Consider the following 16765-nt stretch of genomic DNA (forward strand, 5'->3'; position numbering starts at 1 on the left):
AAATGAATAAAAGAGCGCTAAGAATTTTAGAGTTTAACAAAATAAAAGAAAAAGTAAAAAAATATGCTGTAACTAGAGGAAGTAAGGAATTAGTTGAAGCTCTAGTTCCTTATGAATCTGTTTATGATGTGAAAAATGCTTTAGAAGAAACTAACGAAGCATTAAATTTAATTTTAAAAAAGGGAAATCCTCCTTTTGAAGGATTAAGAGATGTAAGAGAAGGATTAGAAAGAGCTAAAAAGGGAGGAACCCTTACTACAAGCCAGCTTTTGTATATAGGAAACATGCTTAGAACTACAAAGAGCATGAAGGAATATCTTACAAGAAAAGAAGAGGAAGAAGCCTTCGAAAGACTTGAAGACTTAGGATATATATTAAGTCCTATAGGAGGTCTTCAAGCTGATATAGAAAGATGTATAGTATCAGAAGATGAAATAAGTGATAGAGCAAGTAGTGTTCTTCATGGAATAAGAAGAAATTTAAAAGAAAAGAATTCTTCTGTAAGAGAAAAGATAAATTCTATTGTAAGAGCAAATAGCAAGTATCTTCAAGATGCTATATATACTATGAGAGGAGATAGATATGTAGTTCCTGTAAAAGCAGAATATAAAGGTCAAGTTCCAGGATTAGTTCATGATCAAAGTTCAACTGGAGCAACACTTTTTATTGAGCCTATGGGTCTTGTTAATTTAAATAATGAAATAAAAGAACTTAAGCTAAAAGAGCAGGCTGAAATAGAAAGAATTTTATGGGAGCTATCTGTAAAGGTAAAGAATAATTCTGAAGTTTTAGAAAGCAATATGAAAATACTTTTAAACATAGATTTTATATTTGCTAAAGGAAAATATGGAGCTCAAATTAATGGTATAAAGCCTGAGGTAAATGAAGATGGATCATTTAATTTAATAAGTGCAAGACATCCTCTTATAGACCCAGATAAAGCAGTACCTTCAGATATATATCTTGGCAAAAACTTTACTGCTCTTATGATAACAGGGCCAAATACAGGAGGTAAGACTGTTACTCTTAAAACAGTAGGACTTACTCATTTAATGGCTTTAAGTGGATTATTAATATGTGCAAAGGATAGTTCTTCTGTAAGTTTTTATAAAGAAATATTTGCAGATATAGGTGATGAACAAAGTATTGAACAAAGTCTTTCAACTTTCTCATCTCATATGACTAATATAGTAAGAATAATGGAAGAAGCTGACGAAGAATCTTTAGTATTATTTGATGAACTTGGTGGAGGTACAGACCCAACTGAAGGAGCTGCCCTTGCAACAGCTATTATAGAAACTTTAAAAAATAGAGGTTCAAAGATAGTAGGTACAACACATTATAGTGAATTAAAGGGATATGCTTTAAAGACTCCAGGAGTTGAAAATGCATCTGTTGAATTTGATGTAGATACTTTAAGACCTACTTATAGACTTTTAATTGGGGTGCCAGGAAAATCTAATGCCTTTGAAATTAGTAAGAGACTTGGCTTAAAAGAAGATGTAATTAATAAGGCTAAGGAAACTATATCTAATGAAAGCCTTGTTTTTGAAGATTTAATAAGAGAACTTCAAGAAAAGAGTATTATAGCTAATAGAAATGCAAGAGAAGCTTCAAAGCTTAAAGCTGAAGCTGAAAAGATGAAGCGTGAATATGAAGAAAAGATGAAGAGGCTAGAAAGCGTAAAAGATAAAGCATATAACGAAGCCAGAAAAGAAGCTAAAGACATTATTGCAGAAGCTAAAGATGAAGCTGATGAAATATTAAAGGCTATGAGACAACTTGAAAAAATGGGCATTTCAGGTGGTGGAAGAGCAAGACTTGAAGAAGAAAGAAAGAAGCTTAAGGATTCTTTAGAAAATAAAGAAAAATCTTTAATTAAAGAAAGAGAAAATTCTGGAGAAGAAATAAAGAAGGTAACCTTAGGAATGGATGCATATCTTCCTTCTCTTAATCAAAATGTTGTTATAATTTCTATGCCTGATAAAAAAGGTGAAGTTCAAGTTGAAGCTGGAATAATGAAGATTAATGTTAAATTAAAGGATTTAAGAGTAGCTAATGGAGTACAAAAGGCTAAGGAAAAGAAAAAGAAGAGAGAAGTAAGCTTAAATCTAAAATCTGTAGAAAGCAGAGTAGACTTAAGAGGATTAGATGCAGAAGAAGCGTGCTATAGAGCAGATATGTACTTAGATGATGCTTATAGAGCTAATTTAGGAGAAGTAACTATTGTTCATGGTAAAGGAACTGGGGTATTAAGAAAGGCAATTAATGAGATGTTAAAGAAACATCCACACGTAAAGAGTTACAGATTAGGTGCTTATGGTGAAGGTGGAGATGGAGTAACCATGGTTGAATTAAAATAATATTTATAATAAAATTATATTTTAATTTTTATAAAAATAACTTATAATACAATAATGTAGTCAACATAATAAAGCACAGGAGAGATAAAATGAAAGATAATAATTCATATGCACTAGTATTAGGAGCATCAATAGTTGATATTTTAGGATTCAGCAGAAGTAAATATACAGAAAAGGATTCTATACCTGGAAATATCAAAATTTCTTTAGGTGGAGTATGTAGAAATATAGCTGAAAATATGGCTAGAGTTGGTGTAAATACTAAGTTTATATCTATTGTCGGAGATGATGAACAAGGAAGAAATATTTTAGAACACTCAAAAGTAATTGGGTATAATATGGAACATAGTTTGCTTTTAGAAAATAAAGCAACACCTACATATATGGCTATTTTAGATGAAGAAGGAGAAATGGTATCAGCAATTGTAGATATGTCATCTTTAGATGAAATGGATGAAGATTTCATAGATGCTAAGAGAAAAGTTATAGAAAATGCTGAATATACATTTCTAGATTCAGATAATCCTAAAATTTTAGAGCATATATTAAAAGAATTTGCTGGGAAAACTAAGTTTGTGTTAGACCCGGTTTCAGCAGCTAAAGCTGAAAAAATAAAGCATTTAATAAAGTATTTCCATACAATTAAACCTAATAGATATGAAGCAGAAATTTTATCTGGAATAAAAATTAACTCATATGAAGATGTAAGAAAAGCAGGACAATATTTCTTAGATCTTGGAATAAAAAATATATTCATAAGTTTAGATTCAGACGGAACTTATTATACTAATGGTAAAGAAGAAGGAAAGATAAAGGCATGTGATGTTGAAGTTAAAAATACAACTGGTGCAGGAGATTCTTTTGTTGCAGGATTAGGATATGGATATATGAATAATTTATCTTTAAAGGATACTGTAAAATATGCAATGGCAATGTCTGTAATTACAATCAGGGATGAAGATACTATTAATCCTAAAATGAGTGATGATTACGTAAAATATTATTTAGATAAAATTAAGTGGGAAGAAATTTAAGAAGTTAAGGGTAGTTACTACAAAGTTTTTGTAGTAGCTACTTTTTTAAATAAAAGAGGTGGAATGATGTATTTAGTAAGTGCATGTTTATGTGGCGTAAACTGCAAATATAATGGTCATAATAATATAAATGAAGATTGTTTAGAGCTTCTTAGAAGTAATAAAGCAGTTCTTATATGCCCTGAACAGCTTGGAGGATTAACTACACCTAGAGAGGCTTCAGAAATTATAGATACTTTAGAAGGGAAAGTTATTTCTAAAAGCGGAGTAGATGTAAGTGAAAATTTCAAAAAAGGTGCTAAAGAAGCTTTAAGGATAGCTGAAGAAGCTAATATAACAAAGGCTATATTAAAAGAAGGAAGTCCTTCTTGTGGATGTAATTATATTTATGATGGAAGCTTTCTCGGAAAGAAAATAGAGGGAGAAGGTATAACTTGTAGGACCTTAAGAAAAGCTGGAATAAGTGTTATATCTGGTGAAGAATATAGTAAAATAATAAGAAAAGATGATAAATAAAAGTATAAGTTTGCAAAAAAAGATGTATTTAAGCCTATTAAGGGTTAAGTGCATTTTTTGTTTTTTATAAAAAACTTTCTTAATTCTAAGTTTTAAATTCTAAAATTTAAATGTATAAATTATGTTGTTTTTAGGAATAATTAAAAAGAATGTATGAAATAAAAGGAGTGTAAGATATTGAATAACCTATGTTTAAAGGAGAGAAACCTAAAAATAAAGCATAATACAAAAAGAGAAAGAAGAGAGGGGTATACACCAGGAGTTATATACGGTAAAAGTATGAAGAATCTTTTGTTTGAAGTAGGTTCTTTAGAACTAGCAAAAGAAATTTCTTCTGTTGGAGATCATGGAATGATAAACTTTAGTATAAATGGTACTGAAGAAAAAGCTTTAATTAAAGAAGTGCAAAGAGACCCTGTAACTCATAAAATCATTCATATAGACCTAGAAGAAATATGTGGTGATGAAAAAATTCAATCAGAAGTACCTATCCATTTTGTAGGTGAAAAGTGGCTTATGAAAAAAGGAGAAGTATTACAAAAGGAAAAAGCAGTAGTTAAAGTAAGCTGTAATGCAAGTGACCTTCCAAAGAGCGTTGATATAGATGTGTCTAAAGGTGAACTTGGACAATTATTTAAATTTGCAGATTTAGAAGTAGGAAGCGAAATATCTATAATGGATGATTTAGAAGGAGTTATAGCTTCTATAAGCAATGAAAGAAAGTTAGTATCAGACCTTCATGCAGAAGAAAAGATAAATGGGGTTGATGATACTGAAGATTCAAATAAAGAAGCAGAAAAATAAAGTATAAGGAGCATATTACTTATGCTCCTAAAAGTAAAATATTGGAAAAAATACAACTTTTTCATTGTCAAATATAAATTATGATGTATAATATTACTTGTAAATAAGTAGAGGAGGGGTTAAAAAAGTGTATAAAGAAAAATATCAAAGCTGGCTAAACTCAAATATTATATCTGAAGAGATTAAAGAAGAATTACGTAACATAAAAGATGATAAGGAGATTGAAGATAGATTTTATAAAAATTTAGAATTCGGAACAGGTGGACTTAGAGGAGTTATAGGTGCTGGAACTAATAGAATGAACATATATACAGTATCACAAGCAACTCAAGGTTTTGCAAACTATCTAAATGAAAGTTTTGATTCACCAAAGGTAGCAGTTGCGTATGATTCAAGAAATATGTCTAAGGAATTTGCAAAAGCAGCTGCATTAACACTATGTGCTAATGGAATAAAAGTATTTTTATTTGAAAGTTTAAGACCTACACCAGTACTTTCATTTACAGTAAGACATTTAAACTGTGAAGGTGGTATTGTAATTACAGCTTCACATAATCCAAGTATTTATAATGGTTATAAGGTGTATGATGAATTTGGTGGACAAGTTACAGACTTAAAGGCAAATAAAATAATTACAGCTGTAAGCGAAATAAAAGATTTTGGAAGTATAAAAACAATTACTGAAGAAGAAGCTGTGGAAAAAGGATTATTAAACTACATTGGTGAAGATGTAGATAAAGCCTATATAGAAAAGGTTGAAGGTTTAACTATTAGAGAAGATTTAGTAAAGAATAACGCTAAAGATTTAAACATTATTTATACTCCTATTCATGGAAGTGGTAATATTCCAGTAAGAAGAGTATTAAAAGAATTAGGTTACGAAAATGTTAAGGTTGTTAAAGAGCAGGAAATGCCAGATGGAAACTTTCCAACAACACCTTTCCCAAACCCAGAATTTGCACAGGTATTTGAATTAGCATTAGATATGGCTAAGGAAGAAAATCCAGATATAATATTTGGTACAGATCCAGATTGTGACAGAATTGGTGTGGTTGTTAAAGCGGGGAATGGTGAATACAAAGTATTAACAGGAAACCAAACAGGATTATTATTAACTCAGTATGTATTAGATTCTTTAAAAGAGACAAAAAAGCTTCCAAGTAATGGCGTTGTTATTAAAACAATTGTTACTACAGAAGGAGCAAGAAAGATTGCTGAAGATTACGGCGTAGAAATAATGGATGTTTTAACAGGATTTAAGTATATTGCTGAAAAGATTCAACAATTTAATGATGCCGGTGATAGACAATACTTATTTGGTTTTGAAGAAAGCTATGGATATTTAGCAGGTGAATTTGTTAGAGATAAGGATGCAGTAATTGCTTCTATGCTTATTGCTGAAATGACTCTTTACTATAAAAACAAAGGTATGAGCCTTTACGATGCATTAATTAAGTTATATGAAAAATATGGATTCTTTGAAGAAGAATTAGTATCAATAGATCTTAAAGGAAAAGAAGGTGCAGAAAAGATTGCTGCATGTATAGATGCTTTAAGAAATGAAACTTTATCAGAAATTGATGGAGTAAAGATAGAAACTAAGTTAGATTATAAACTAAAAGTTGAAGAAAATATGATTACAGGAGGAAAGAAAGCTATCGAGCTTCCAACTTCTAATGTACTTAAATATATCTTAGAAGATGGTTCTTATTTCGTTGTAAGACCTTCAGGAACAGAACCTAAAATGAAAGTATATCTTGCAGTAAGAGGAAACAGCTTAGAAAATGCTGCTACAGAAGTTGCAAGATTTAAAGAAAAGGTTATGGAAGTAATCAACGAAAAATTAAACTAATATCTGTAAGTAAAGATACAAAAATGCTGTCATTTTTTAAAATGATAGCATTTTTCGTTTTTTAGGGTATAATGTATAAGAAGATATTAAAAGAAACAGGCGGTGCACAATGGATTATAAAGCAGTATTTAAAGAAAAATTAGGTAAATTATTATTTTTAGAAATCAATTGGGAAGGCTTTAAGAGAAGTACTAGTATTCCTGAGGCTGTAAAGTTAAAAACAAAGGATTTATATCTTCCTATAAGCTCTAAATACATTACTAGTAATGTGGAAGATGAATTAAAAATAAAGAATCTACCAATATACTATTTTATTGAAGGTATGCTTATGGCTCTTGGTGCAGACAGCAATTTGAGTTATAGTGAAGATTACATAATAATATTAAATAATTTAAAGGAAAGCGAAGACTGTGGTAAGACTTTAGTTGCCAGTAGAGTAAAAGAACATGAACTTGTAGAAGCTTACCTTTTAGTTAAAGGATTATATACAGCAACTGGAGATGAAGAATATTATAAAAAGCTTTTACTAGTTGGCGAAACTTTAAGAGAAGATGATAGTGCTTTTGCAGAAATATTATTAGAAGATATTGAAGAAGGTAAAAAAGAATTTATAAATATGCCAGATCCTTATCTTTATAAAGCAATAGTATTAAGAGCTAAAGATGATTTTGCTGGGGCAAAGGTAGAAATAAATGAATATGTAAATAAAGGCGGAGAAGTAACTGATGATATAAAGGCTATGATGAAGGATATTGATAATGTTACAGCTTATGAAAAAGCAATAGAAATGCTTGATGAAAAGCCAGAAAAGTCAATAGGTACACTTTTAGGACTTTTAGATCAGTTTGAAAGCAATCCTCTAATTTATTATTATATTGCAGTTGGTTACAGAAAACTCGAAAACTATGAAAAAGCTATAGTTTACTTAAATGATGGTCTTGAAAAAGATTCTGGTATATTAGAAATAGTAAATGAACTAGGAATCAACTATGCATGCTTAGGAGATTATGAACAGGCACTAAAATACTTTAAGAAAGGCTTTGAAGCTTCTAGGGATGTAGAAATGTGTACAAATATAGTAATGTGCTATTTAAATTTAGGTGATGAAGAAAATGCTAAACTTCACTTAGATATAGCTAAAAAATTAAATCCAGAAGATGAAATAGTACAGCAGATAGATAGAATGTTTATAAAATAAAGAGGAGAGCTTATGTATACAGAAATATTAGGTTATAAAGTATATAACAAAACTAAAGATGAGTTCTTAAAAGAGATTTTAAAAAGAGATAAAGTAAACATAATTTCTGGAAATCCTGAGGTTTTATATAATGGACTTAATGATGAAAAGCTAAATAAAAACTTTAACGAGGAATATTCAATTATTATTCCAGATGGAGTAGGTACTGTTTTAGCTTCGAAAATAGTTAAAAACCCAGTTAAAGAAAAAATAGCTGGCATTGAAATTATGAAAGAAATATTACAGGAATCTGCTAAGGAAGGTAAAAGTATATATTTATTAGGAGCAGAAGAAGAGGTTCTAAATAAGTGTATAAAAAATCTTAAAAAGGAAATTCCAAAACTTAATATAGTTGGATCACATAATGGATTTTTTGATTTAGATAATTGTGATGATATTATTGAAGATGTTAAAAATAAGAAACCCTGGGCAATTTTTGTTGCCATGGGGTCTCCAAGACAAGAAAGATTTATTGATAAAATAATAAATAATACAGACTGTAAAATATACATGGGAGTTGGGGGAAGCTTTGATGTATTCTCTGGTAATATAAAAAGAGCTCCTAAATGGATGATAAAATTAGGTCTTGAATGGCTTTATAGAGTTGCTCTTGAACCATGGAGAATAAAAAGGCTAGGAGCTATACCAAAGTTCTTGTGGAAGGTTTTTATAAGTAAAAAATAGGTGGCTTTAGATGAAAAAGAGTAGTATTGTTAAATCAACAATTATTGTTATGTTCATGGCTTTAATAACTAAGTTTATTGGCTTTGGACGTGATTTGTTAATAGCTTATAAGTTTGGTGCTACAGACTATACAGATGCTTATAAAATAGCTGCATCTATACCAGATACTATATTTGTTATAGTGGGCCTTGCTATATCTACAGCATTCCTTCCTTTACTTAGTAGAATAAAAGTTAAAAAAGATACTGATGAAATGCATAAGTTTGCTAATAACGTTATAAATATTTTGCTAATTATTTCCTTGGTAATATTTTTGATATCTAGTTTTATGCCAGAAAAAATAGTTGCTATATTAACAGATGGAGCAAAAACAAGTCCTGAAACTATAAGGATAGCTACAAATCTTACAAGAATTACTTTAGTTAACCTTTTATTTTTAGTTATTAATGCTTGTTTTATAGCATTATTACAGGTACATGAAGATTTCATTATACCTTCAATACTAGGACTATTTTTTAATTTACCAATAATTCTATATTTATTAATATTTAAAGACTTTAATGTATATGGTCTAACAGTAGCTAATGTAATAGGAAATTCATTTAAGGTGTTAGCTCAAATTCCTTCTTTAAGAAAGAATGGATATAGATATAGATTCTTTATTAATATTAAGGATGAAGAAGTTCATAAAATAGTAATAATAATCTTGCCTGTAATTGTAGGGGCAGGTGCTAATTCAATAAATATGATAGTGGATAAAAAAATTGCAAGTGGACTTGGAAGTGGAGTTGTTACTGTATTAGATAATGCTCAGCTTTTAATAACCTTTATAAATACAGCAGTTACCACATCTATTTCAAATGTAATATATCCTTTGTTAGCTAATAGAATAAATGAAGGAAAACATGAAGAATTTATACAAATTCTTTCTAAAACAATTATATATCTTGCTATATTTTTAATTCCTATTTCCATAGGAACTGCAATTTATTCAGAAAAGGTAGTGCGTATTGCATACTTTAAATATAGTGAAGAAGCTAAAGTTCTAGGTGGAACAGCACTTTTAGGTTATAGTTTAGGAATATTATTTACAGGTATAAGAGATGTTTTAAATTCAACATTGTTTTCTATGGGAAAAACTAAGATCGCTGCATTAAATGGAGTTATAGGAGTTATAGTAAATATAATTTTAAGTGTTATTTTATCAAAGAAAATAGGAATTATGGGTGTGTCTTTAGCATCTTCAATTGCTATGATTGTAACATCTATACTTCTTCTTAAATCAGTTACTAAGCTGCAAGGAAAGCTTGAGATAAAGAGCATGTCACTTAAAGCTTTAAAGATTTTAATTTCAAGTGCAATAATGGCTTTAGTAGTTATTTTTATTTATTATAAATGTATAAACTTAAATAATATTCTTCAACTTATAATTGGTGGAAGTGTAGCAGCAGTTATTTATTTCCTATGTATATATTTATTAAGATTATCAGAAGCTAGAGAAGTTATTGAAACAGTAAGAAAGAAGATAAAGGTATAAGGAGGATAAGATGAAAATATTATTTATTGCATGTTATTCACCATTTATAAATAATTCAGCAGCCATAGAAACTTTACAGTATTTAAATAAGTTAAGTGAAATGAAGGGTAATGAAGTACATTTACTTACTGTAGATTTTCCTAAGGACTCTATTTATTATGATGAAGCATTAAGTAAAATGATTAATAAAGAAGTTAAAGTACATTTAATTGAAGGGGGAAAACTCTTTAATAAGCTTGTTCCAAGAAAACCTAAGGAAAGTAATGAGAAAGTACCAGAGACAAGCGGAAATGTTAAGAAAATGAAACTTTTAAGAAGTATAAAGAATGCAGTTGTTATTCCAGATATGTATTATCATTGGTCAAAAACAGCTGGAGAGTTTGGAATAGAACTTATGAAAAAAGAAAAGTTTGATGTAATATTTTCTATGCATGAGCCTCCTTCATCACATTTATGTGCTTTAAAAATAAAAAAGGAATTTAAGAATGTACCATGGATAACTTATTGGAGTGATCCTTGGCTTAAGGATTCAACTAGAGAAAATTCCAATATAGTTAAGAAAACTATAGAAAGTAATATGGAAAAAAATATTGTTAAATCAGCTGATAAATTTATTTTTGTTACAGAAGATAATAGACAAGACTATATTAAAAGCTACGGAATTGAAGAAGATAAATCTTTTATAATTACAAGAGGGTTTGATAAAAGATTTTTTGAAGAAATGAAAAAAGAGAAGAAACCAGATTTAATTGAAGAGGATAAGATTAACATAATTTATGCAGGAGAAATATTCTCTAAACTTAGAAATATAAGACCTTTTATTGAAGCAGTAGAAGAAATAAAGATTAAGTATCCTGATAAATATGAAAAGATGAATATATTATTCTTTGGAAATATAGATGATGCAGAAGCTAAAGAAAGGCTATCTAACTTATCTATAGCTACTGTTTCCAAAAGAATTCCATTTAATGAAGCTATTAAGTATATGCTAAATTCTGAAGTGCTTTTACTTTTTGGAAATAAAAATTCTAAACAGATACCAGCTAAGATATATGAGTATTTTGGTGCAAAAGGAAAGGTATTTGTAATATATGGAGATGAAAATGATCCTATAAGAAAGCTTACAGAAAATCATGAAAGATGTATTAATTCTTTAAATAATAAAGAGGATATAAAAAATAATCTTTTAAAGTTATTAAATAAAGATAAGCAGGAACTTTTAGGAGAACCTGATTATAGTTTTGAATGGAATAGTATTGTAGAAAGATTAAATAAAATTTTAGAGGTGTAGAATATGCATATAATGGTTGTACCTTCATGGTATGCAAATCCACAAAATAAAGTACATGGAAGTTTCTTTAAAGAACAATTCTTAGCTCTTCAAAAAAGTGGAGAAAAGGTAACAGTAGCATATAATGAAATATGGCCTATTACAAGACTTGGAAGGGTTAGAGAAAAAAGAGGATTAAGTTTTCAAGTGGAAGATGGACTTAGAACTTATAGATATAAAGATTATAATTATCTTCCTAAAAATCATAATATGTTTAAGTTTTTTAATAAGAGAATGGAAAAGCTTTATCTAGAAATAGTAAAAAAAGAAGGAAAAGTAGATGTAATCCATGCCCATTCAGCTTTTTGGGGAGGCATATCAGCTGCCTTTGTAGCTAAGAAATATAATATACCTTTTGTTTTAACAGAACATAGTTCTTTAAAAAACAGTGTATATGTAAAGGATAGCTATTATAAGTATATTAAAGAAGCTTATGACTCTGCTGATAAATTAATAACTGTTGGAAATGGTCTTAAAAAAGAACTTGAAAATTATACAGATAATAATATTGAAGTGATTCATAATCTTGTTGATTTTTCAAAGTTTAAAGTTAAAGAAACAGAAAAACATGAAGGTGTTAAGTTATTTTCACTAGCTTATTTAGTTGAAGGCAAAGGAATGGAAGCCTTGATAAAAGCCTTTAATGAAGCATTTAAAGATGAGAATGTTACCTTGAAGATAGGTGGAGATGGTGAAAAGCGACATGAATTAGAAGCTTTAATAAAGGAGCTGAATTTAGAATCTAAAGTTGAACTTTTAGGAATGTTATCTAGAGAAGAGGTTGTATCTGAAATTAATAATTGTGATGGATTTGTACTAGCCTCAGAACATGAGACCTTTGGAGTTGTATATATAGAAGCTATGGCTCTTGGAAAGCCTGTTCTTGGAACTAAAAATGGAGGGGCTGAAGATATAATAAGGGATTATAATGGGATACTAGTAGAAAATAAAAATCACAAAGAATTAGTTAAGGGATTAAAAGAATTTGTTCATAATATTAATAGTTATGATAAGACCTTAATTAGAGAAATGTGTATAAATAACTATAATGAAGACGTAATTGTCCAAAAAATAGAAGATATATATAATAAATTGTAAAAGAAGGGTGGTATAACCCCCTTTTTTTATATTATAATAAAAAGTGAAATTTATACGAAGGGTAGTGGTGAATTGGTAGAAATTGGAGAGGTAATGGGAAATGTAGTATCTTTATTCTTAATAATATTAGCAGGTGTATATGGTGTTAAAAGAAGATTTATTAATTATGATATACAAAAAGGATTAAATACCATATTAATAAATATCACACTTCCTTTGCTAATAATATCTTCTTTTTCAGTAGAATTTGATAGTTCTATGAAAAGTAATATTGTAAAAGCTTTTTTATATAGCTTTATTTTTTTTATAGTTGCAGGCATAATATCATATATATTCTTAATTCCTATAAAAGATAAAGAAAAGAAAAAGGTGCTTCAATTTGCAAATGTATTTTCTAATTGTGGTTTTATTGGTTTTCCTATTATAGATAGTATTTATGGGGCTGAAGGAGTGGTTTATACATCTATATTTAATTTATTTTTTAATATTTTCGTTTGGAGCTATGGAGTGGCATTATATTCAGATAAACTAGATAAGAAATCTCTAAAGAAAATCGTAGTTAATCCAGGAATAGTAGCGGTTTATATAGGACTTCCTATGATGTTATTTAATATTTCACTTCCAAGTTTTTTTTCAAAAAGTATTACAACAGTTGGTAATATGACAACTCCTCTTTCTATGATAATAATAGGGTGTATATTAACTAAGATTAATATTAAGGATGCATTTAAAGACTGGATCGTATATTACGAAAGTTTAATAAGATTAATAGTAATACCACTTGGTATTTTTGTTATTGCAAAGGTTATAAAGGATGATAGTATATTGATGAAAACAATAATAATTCTGCAGGCAATGCCAGCTGGCACTATGGCTTCAATAATGGCTGAAAATTTAGATAAGGACAGCAGTTTTGCAGCTATAATTATTTTTGTTACTACCTTATTATCAATAGTAACATTTCCTTTAGTATTAAATATTATTTCATAATGTAATTTTAGAAAGGGTAGATTAGTATGGAATTTAATGAATATAAAGTTGGAGAATTTTTAATGGAGTTATCATCAGATTTACCATCTCCAGGAGGTGGCAGTGTTTCTGGACTTGTGGCTGCACTATCAGGAAGTCTTAATTCTATGGTGTATTCTTTAACTGTAAATAAAAAGAGCTTTGAAGCAAAAGATCCTGATACAAAAAAACTTGTACTTGATTTTAAAGAGGCTAGCAATAAGTTTGTTAAAAATTCAGTTAAACTTATGGAACTTGATAGAAAATACTTTAATGAATTAATGGACTGCTATAAATTAAAAAAAGATAGTGAAGAAGATAAAAAAAAGAGAAGTATGGCTATTATGCAGGGAACACTAAAAGCTATGAAAGCACCTCTTGATTTAACAAGAGAATGTTATAAGTTTTATGATAATATTGATATAGCTGTAGAGCATGGAAATAAAATGTTATTATCAGATGCTGGATGTGCAGCTTGTTTATTACATGCAGCTATAGAAACTTCAATTATTAATGTTAAAGTAAATTTAAACTCTTTAAGAGATAAAAAGTATGCAAAGGATATTGAAAAAGAAATCAAGGATATAGAAAGTAATTCTTTAAAGAGAAAAGATTCTATAATGAAAAAGGTTAATGAAGTTATATACCCAGAAAAGTAATTAAAAATATGCATCTGAAGAAAATTTTTCAGATGCATATTCTTTATTCCTCAGAAGAACTATTCAGGAAGTTCGTTTAGAGATTTAAATTCATATCCTTGTTCCTTCAAATCTTTAATAACTTTTTCTAAAACATTAGTGTTAGTTTCAGATACTGCATGAAGGAGAATTATTGCACCAGGGTGAACCTTGCTTTCTATTTTCTCTATTGCATAGCTTTCTGATGGTTGCTCTTCCGTGATCCAGTCTTTATAAGCAAAACTCCAAAAAATAGTTTTATAACCTAGACTTTTTGTTTTTTCTAAGGAATCTTTTGAATATTTGCCCATTGGAGGTCTAAAGAATTTTGGCATTTCCTCACCAGTTAAATCTTTAAAGGCATTCTCTACTTCAATAAGTTCGCTTTTAAATTTTTCATTATCATGAATAGAAGCCATGGAAGGATGGTGGCTTGTATGATTACATACAAGATGTCCTTCAGAAACCATTCTATTAATTAGTTCTGGTTCCCCTTCTATATAAGGTTTTACTACAAAGAAGGCTGCTGGTACCTCTGTGGTCTTTAATATATCTAAAATTTTCCCAGTATATCCTTTTTCATAGCCTTCATCAAAAGTTAAGTAAAGTGTTTTGGAAGATGTATCTCCGAGAAAATAGGCATCATTTTCTTCTAAGAAGGATGAACTTTCTTTTGGAGGGTCAGGTATTGCATTCTTTTCTTCAGTAGGAGCATAGTACCAATTAAGCTCAGAACTATCAGAAATAGTTATAGATTTTGGAAAATATTCTATAGGAATAATACATAATAAAAATGCAGAAATTGCTACTGATAATAATTTATTTTTTCTCATATTATAGTCACCTTTCTATTATTTATTTGTTTAATTTATTCGTAAATATTTTTTCCAGTGTGCATATTAAAATGTGTGGTAAATAAATGTAGAAGTACATGAGAAAATGGTGAAGTTTTGGGTATTGAAATTTATGCTGAAAATAAATATAATTAGTATTATGATGTAGACAGAAATTATATTTAATTTAAATAGGTTTAGAGATACATACAAAGATAAGTGGTTTAAAAGCTGACTTTAGAGTAATTACATCTATGTTAATGCTTTTAAACCATTTTTGAGGTATTTTAATTAGAAGGGAATGTACGTTAATGAAATTAGGAATTGTAGGTTTACCAAACGTAGGTAAAAGTACTTTGTTTAATGCTATAACAAAGGCAGGAGCTGAATCAGCTAACTACCCATTTTGTACTATTGAACCAAATGTAGGAGTAGTTTCAGTGCCAGATAAAAGATTAGATGTATTAGAAGGAATATATAATACAAAGAAAAAAGTTTATGCTGCTATAGAATTTTATGATATAGCAGGTTTAGTAAAGGGAGCTTCTAAAGGAGAAGGTTTAGGAAACAAATTCTTAGCTAACATAAGAGAAGTTAACTCTATAGTACACGTTGTAAGATGTTTCGATGATGGAAATGTTGTTCACGTTGATGGTTCTGTAGATCCAATAAGAGATATAGAAACTATAAATCTTGAGCTTATATTCTCAGATCTTGAATTACTAGATAGAAGAATAGAAAAAACTGTAAAACTTGCAAGATCAGGTGATAAGACAGCTAAAAAAGAAATGGAAATAATGGAAAGGATTAAGGCTCAGCTTGAAAATAACCTTCCAGCAAGATCTTTAGAATTTACTGAAGATGAAATTCCATTTGTTAAGAGTCTTTTCTTAATTACATACAAACCTGTACTTTATGCATGTAATGTTTCAGAAGATGATATAATGAGCGGAGATCCAAGTAACGATTATGTTAAGAAAGTTAAGGAATATGCTGAAAAAGAAAATTCAGAGACAATAGTTGTATGTGCTAAACTTGAAGAAGACTTATCAGGTCTTGAAGATGAAGAAAAAGAAGAAATGTTAAAAGAATATGGTCTTGATGAATCTGGATTAGATAAGCTTATACAAGCTTCTTATAAGCTTTTAGGATTAATGAGTTTCTTAACTGCTGGAGTTCAAGAAGTTAGAGCTTGGACAATAAAGAAGGGTACAAAAGCTCCAGAGGCAGCAGGTAAAATTCACTCTGATATAGAAAGAGGATTTATAAGAGCTGAAGTTGTAAGCTATGATGCTTTAGTTGAATGTGGTTCAGAAGCAAAGGCAAAAGAAAAAGGTTTATACAGACTTGAAGGTAAAGAATATGTTATGCAAGATGGAGATATAGTTAACTTCAGATTTAATGTATAATAAATATATGTGTTTAAAAATATTAGGGGATTTTAAAAATTTCCTGATATTTTTTTATGCTTTAAATTAATAATTTCAATATTTTATATAAAAATAATAAAAAAGAAGGAATTTTTTAAAATATAACGAATAATTACTAGTAAATATAATGGTTAATGGTTGAAAGTACGTTGAAATAGATATAAAGTATATAATAGGAGAGTATTTTTATACTATTAAATAAATGTAAATATGCCTTAAATATAAAAAGTAATATAGTTCCATCTAAATTAAGATAAGAACTTGAAGATGATATGGTAATTACAAAGGTCTCCATAGATGTCTATATGTATTCATAAGTGAATGGAAAGTGATGCTACCTGAAAATTTAAAAGAATATGCAG

14 protein-coding genes are annotated in these 16765 nt (G+C 28.9%); 13 read left to right on the plus strand and 1 reads right to left on the minus strand.

Annotation, left to right across the window (positions count from 1 at the left end; all coding sequences use genetic code 11):
- Window positions 1–2 precede the first annotated feature (2 nt).
- The 12 genes from BM384_RS00075 (at window position 3) to BM384_RS00130 (ending at window position 14122) form a co-directional block, all read left to right on the plus strand.
- Window positions 3–2363 carry an endonuclease MutS2 gene (locus BM384_RS00075; protein ID WP_090009231.1) on the plus strand — a complete coding sequence of 787 codons (2361 nt, stop codon included), beginning with the start codon at window positions 3–5 and terminating at the stop codon, window positions 2361–2363.
- Between the two features lie 89 nt (window positions 2364–2452).
- On the plus strand, window positions 2453–3397 hold the full coding sequence (locus BM384_RS00080) for a carbohydrate kinase family protein (RefSeq protein WP_090009235.1): 945 nt from the start codon (window positions 2453–2455) through the stop codon (window positions 3395–3397).
- A 66-nt stretch (window positions 3398–3463) separates the two neighbouring features.
- A complete protein-coding gene (locus BM384_RS00085; RefSeq protein WP_090009238.1) occupies window positions 3464–3913 on the plus strand; it encodes a 2-thiouracil desulfurase family protein in 450 nt (149 codons plus the stop codon).
- Window positions 3914–4090: 177 nt separating this feature from the next.
- Window positions 4091–4717: a 50S ribosomal protein L25 gene (locus tag BM384_RS00090; RefSeq protein WP_090009241.1), complete on the plus strand. Its 627-nt coding sequence runs from the start codon at window positions 4091–4093 to the stop codon at window positions 4715–4717.
- Window positions 4718–4844: 127 nt separating this feature from the next.
- A complete protein-coding gene (locus BM384_RS00095) occupies window positions 4845–6569 on the plus strand; it encodes a phospho-sugar mutase (protein ID WP_090009245.1) in 1725 nt (574 codons plus the stop codon).
- A gap of 109 nt (window positions 6570–6678) precedes the next feature.
- The gene (locus BM384_RS00100) at window positions 6679–7767 is read left to right on the plus strand and encodes a tetratricopeptide repeat protein (RefSeq protein WP_090009247.1); all 1089 of its coding nucleotides are present in this window, start codon (window positions 6679–6681) and stop codon (window positions 7765–7767) included.
- Window positions 7768–7779: 12 nt separating this feature from the next.
- Complete coding sequence (locus tag BM384_RS00105) at window positions 7780–8490, plus strand: WecB/TagA/CpsF family glycosyltransferase (RefSeq protein WP_090009250.1); 711 nt, start codon at window positions 7780–7782, stop codon at window positions 8488–8490.
- Window positions 8491–8500: 10 nt separating this feature from the next.
- Window positions 8501–10027 carry a murein biosynthesis integral membrane protein MurJ gene (murJ, locus tag BM384_RS00110; protein ID WP_090009253.1) on the plus strand — a complete coding sequence of 509 codons (1527 nt, stop codon included), beginning with the start codon at window positions 8501–8503 and terminating at the stop codon, window positions 10025–10027.
- Window positions 10028–10037: 10 nt separating this feature from the next.
- Window positions 10038–11318 (plus strand): glycosyltransferase, encoded by a 1281-nt coding sequence (locus BM384_RS00115; protein ID WP_090009256.1) that lies wholly within the window; start codon window positions 10038–10040, stop codon window positions 11316–11318.
- 3 nt (window positions 11319–11321) lie between these two features.
- A complete protein-coding gene (locus tag BM384_RS00120) occupies window positions 11322–12455 on the plus strand; it encodes a glycosyltransferase (RefSeq protein ID WP_090009258.1) in 1134 nt (377 codons plus the stop codon).
- Window positions 12456–12527: 72 nt separating this feature from the next.
- Window positions 12528–13445, plus strand: a complete 918-nt coding sequence (locus BM384_RS00125) for an AEC family transporter (RefSeq protein WP_242945916.1) — start codon at window positions 12528–12530, stop codon at window positions 13443–13445.
- Between the two features lie 26 nt (window positions 13446–13471).
- Window positions 13472–14122 (plus strand): cyclodeaminase/cyclohydrolase family protein, encoded by a 651-nt coding sequence (locus tag BM384_RS00130; RefSeq protein ID WP_090009261.1) that lies wholly within the window; start codon window positions 13472–13474, stop codon window positions 14120–14122.
- Window positions 14123–14181: 59 nt separating this feature from the next.
- Here the strand turns inward: BM384_RS00130 and pdaA are convergent, their stop codons facing one another.
- Entirely contained in the window at window positions 14182–14973 is a 792-nt protein-coding gene (pdaA, locus tag BM384_RS00135) for a delta-lactam-biosynthetic de-N-acetylase (RefSeq protein ID WP_090009264.1), read from the minus strand.
- Between the two features lie 311 nt (window positions 14974–15284).
- Between pdaA and ychF the strand changes: the two genes are divergently transcribed.
- The gene (gene ychF / locus BM384_RS00140) at window positions 15285–16382 is read left to right on the plus strand and encodes a redox-regulated ATPase YchF (protein WP_090009267.1); all 1098 of its coding nucleotides are present in this window, start codon (window positions 15285–15287) and stop codon (window positions 16380–16382) included.
- Window positions 16383–16765: the final 383 nt, after the last annotated feature.

Origin of the sequence: Clostridium sp. DSM 8431 (assembly GCF_900116755.1) — a bacterium.
In the GTDB taxonomy this organism is placed as follows: Bacteria; Bacillota; Clostridia; order Clostridiales; family Clostridiaceae; genus Clostridium.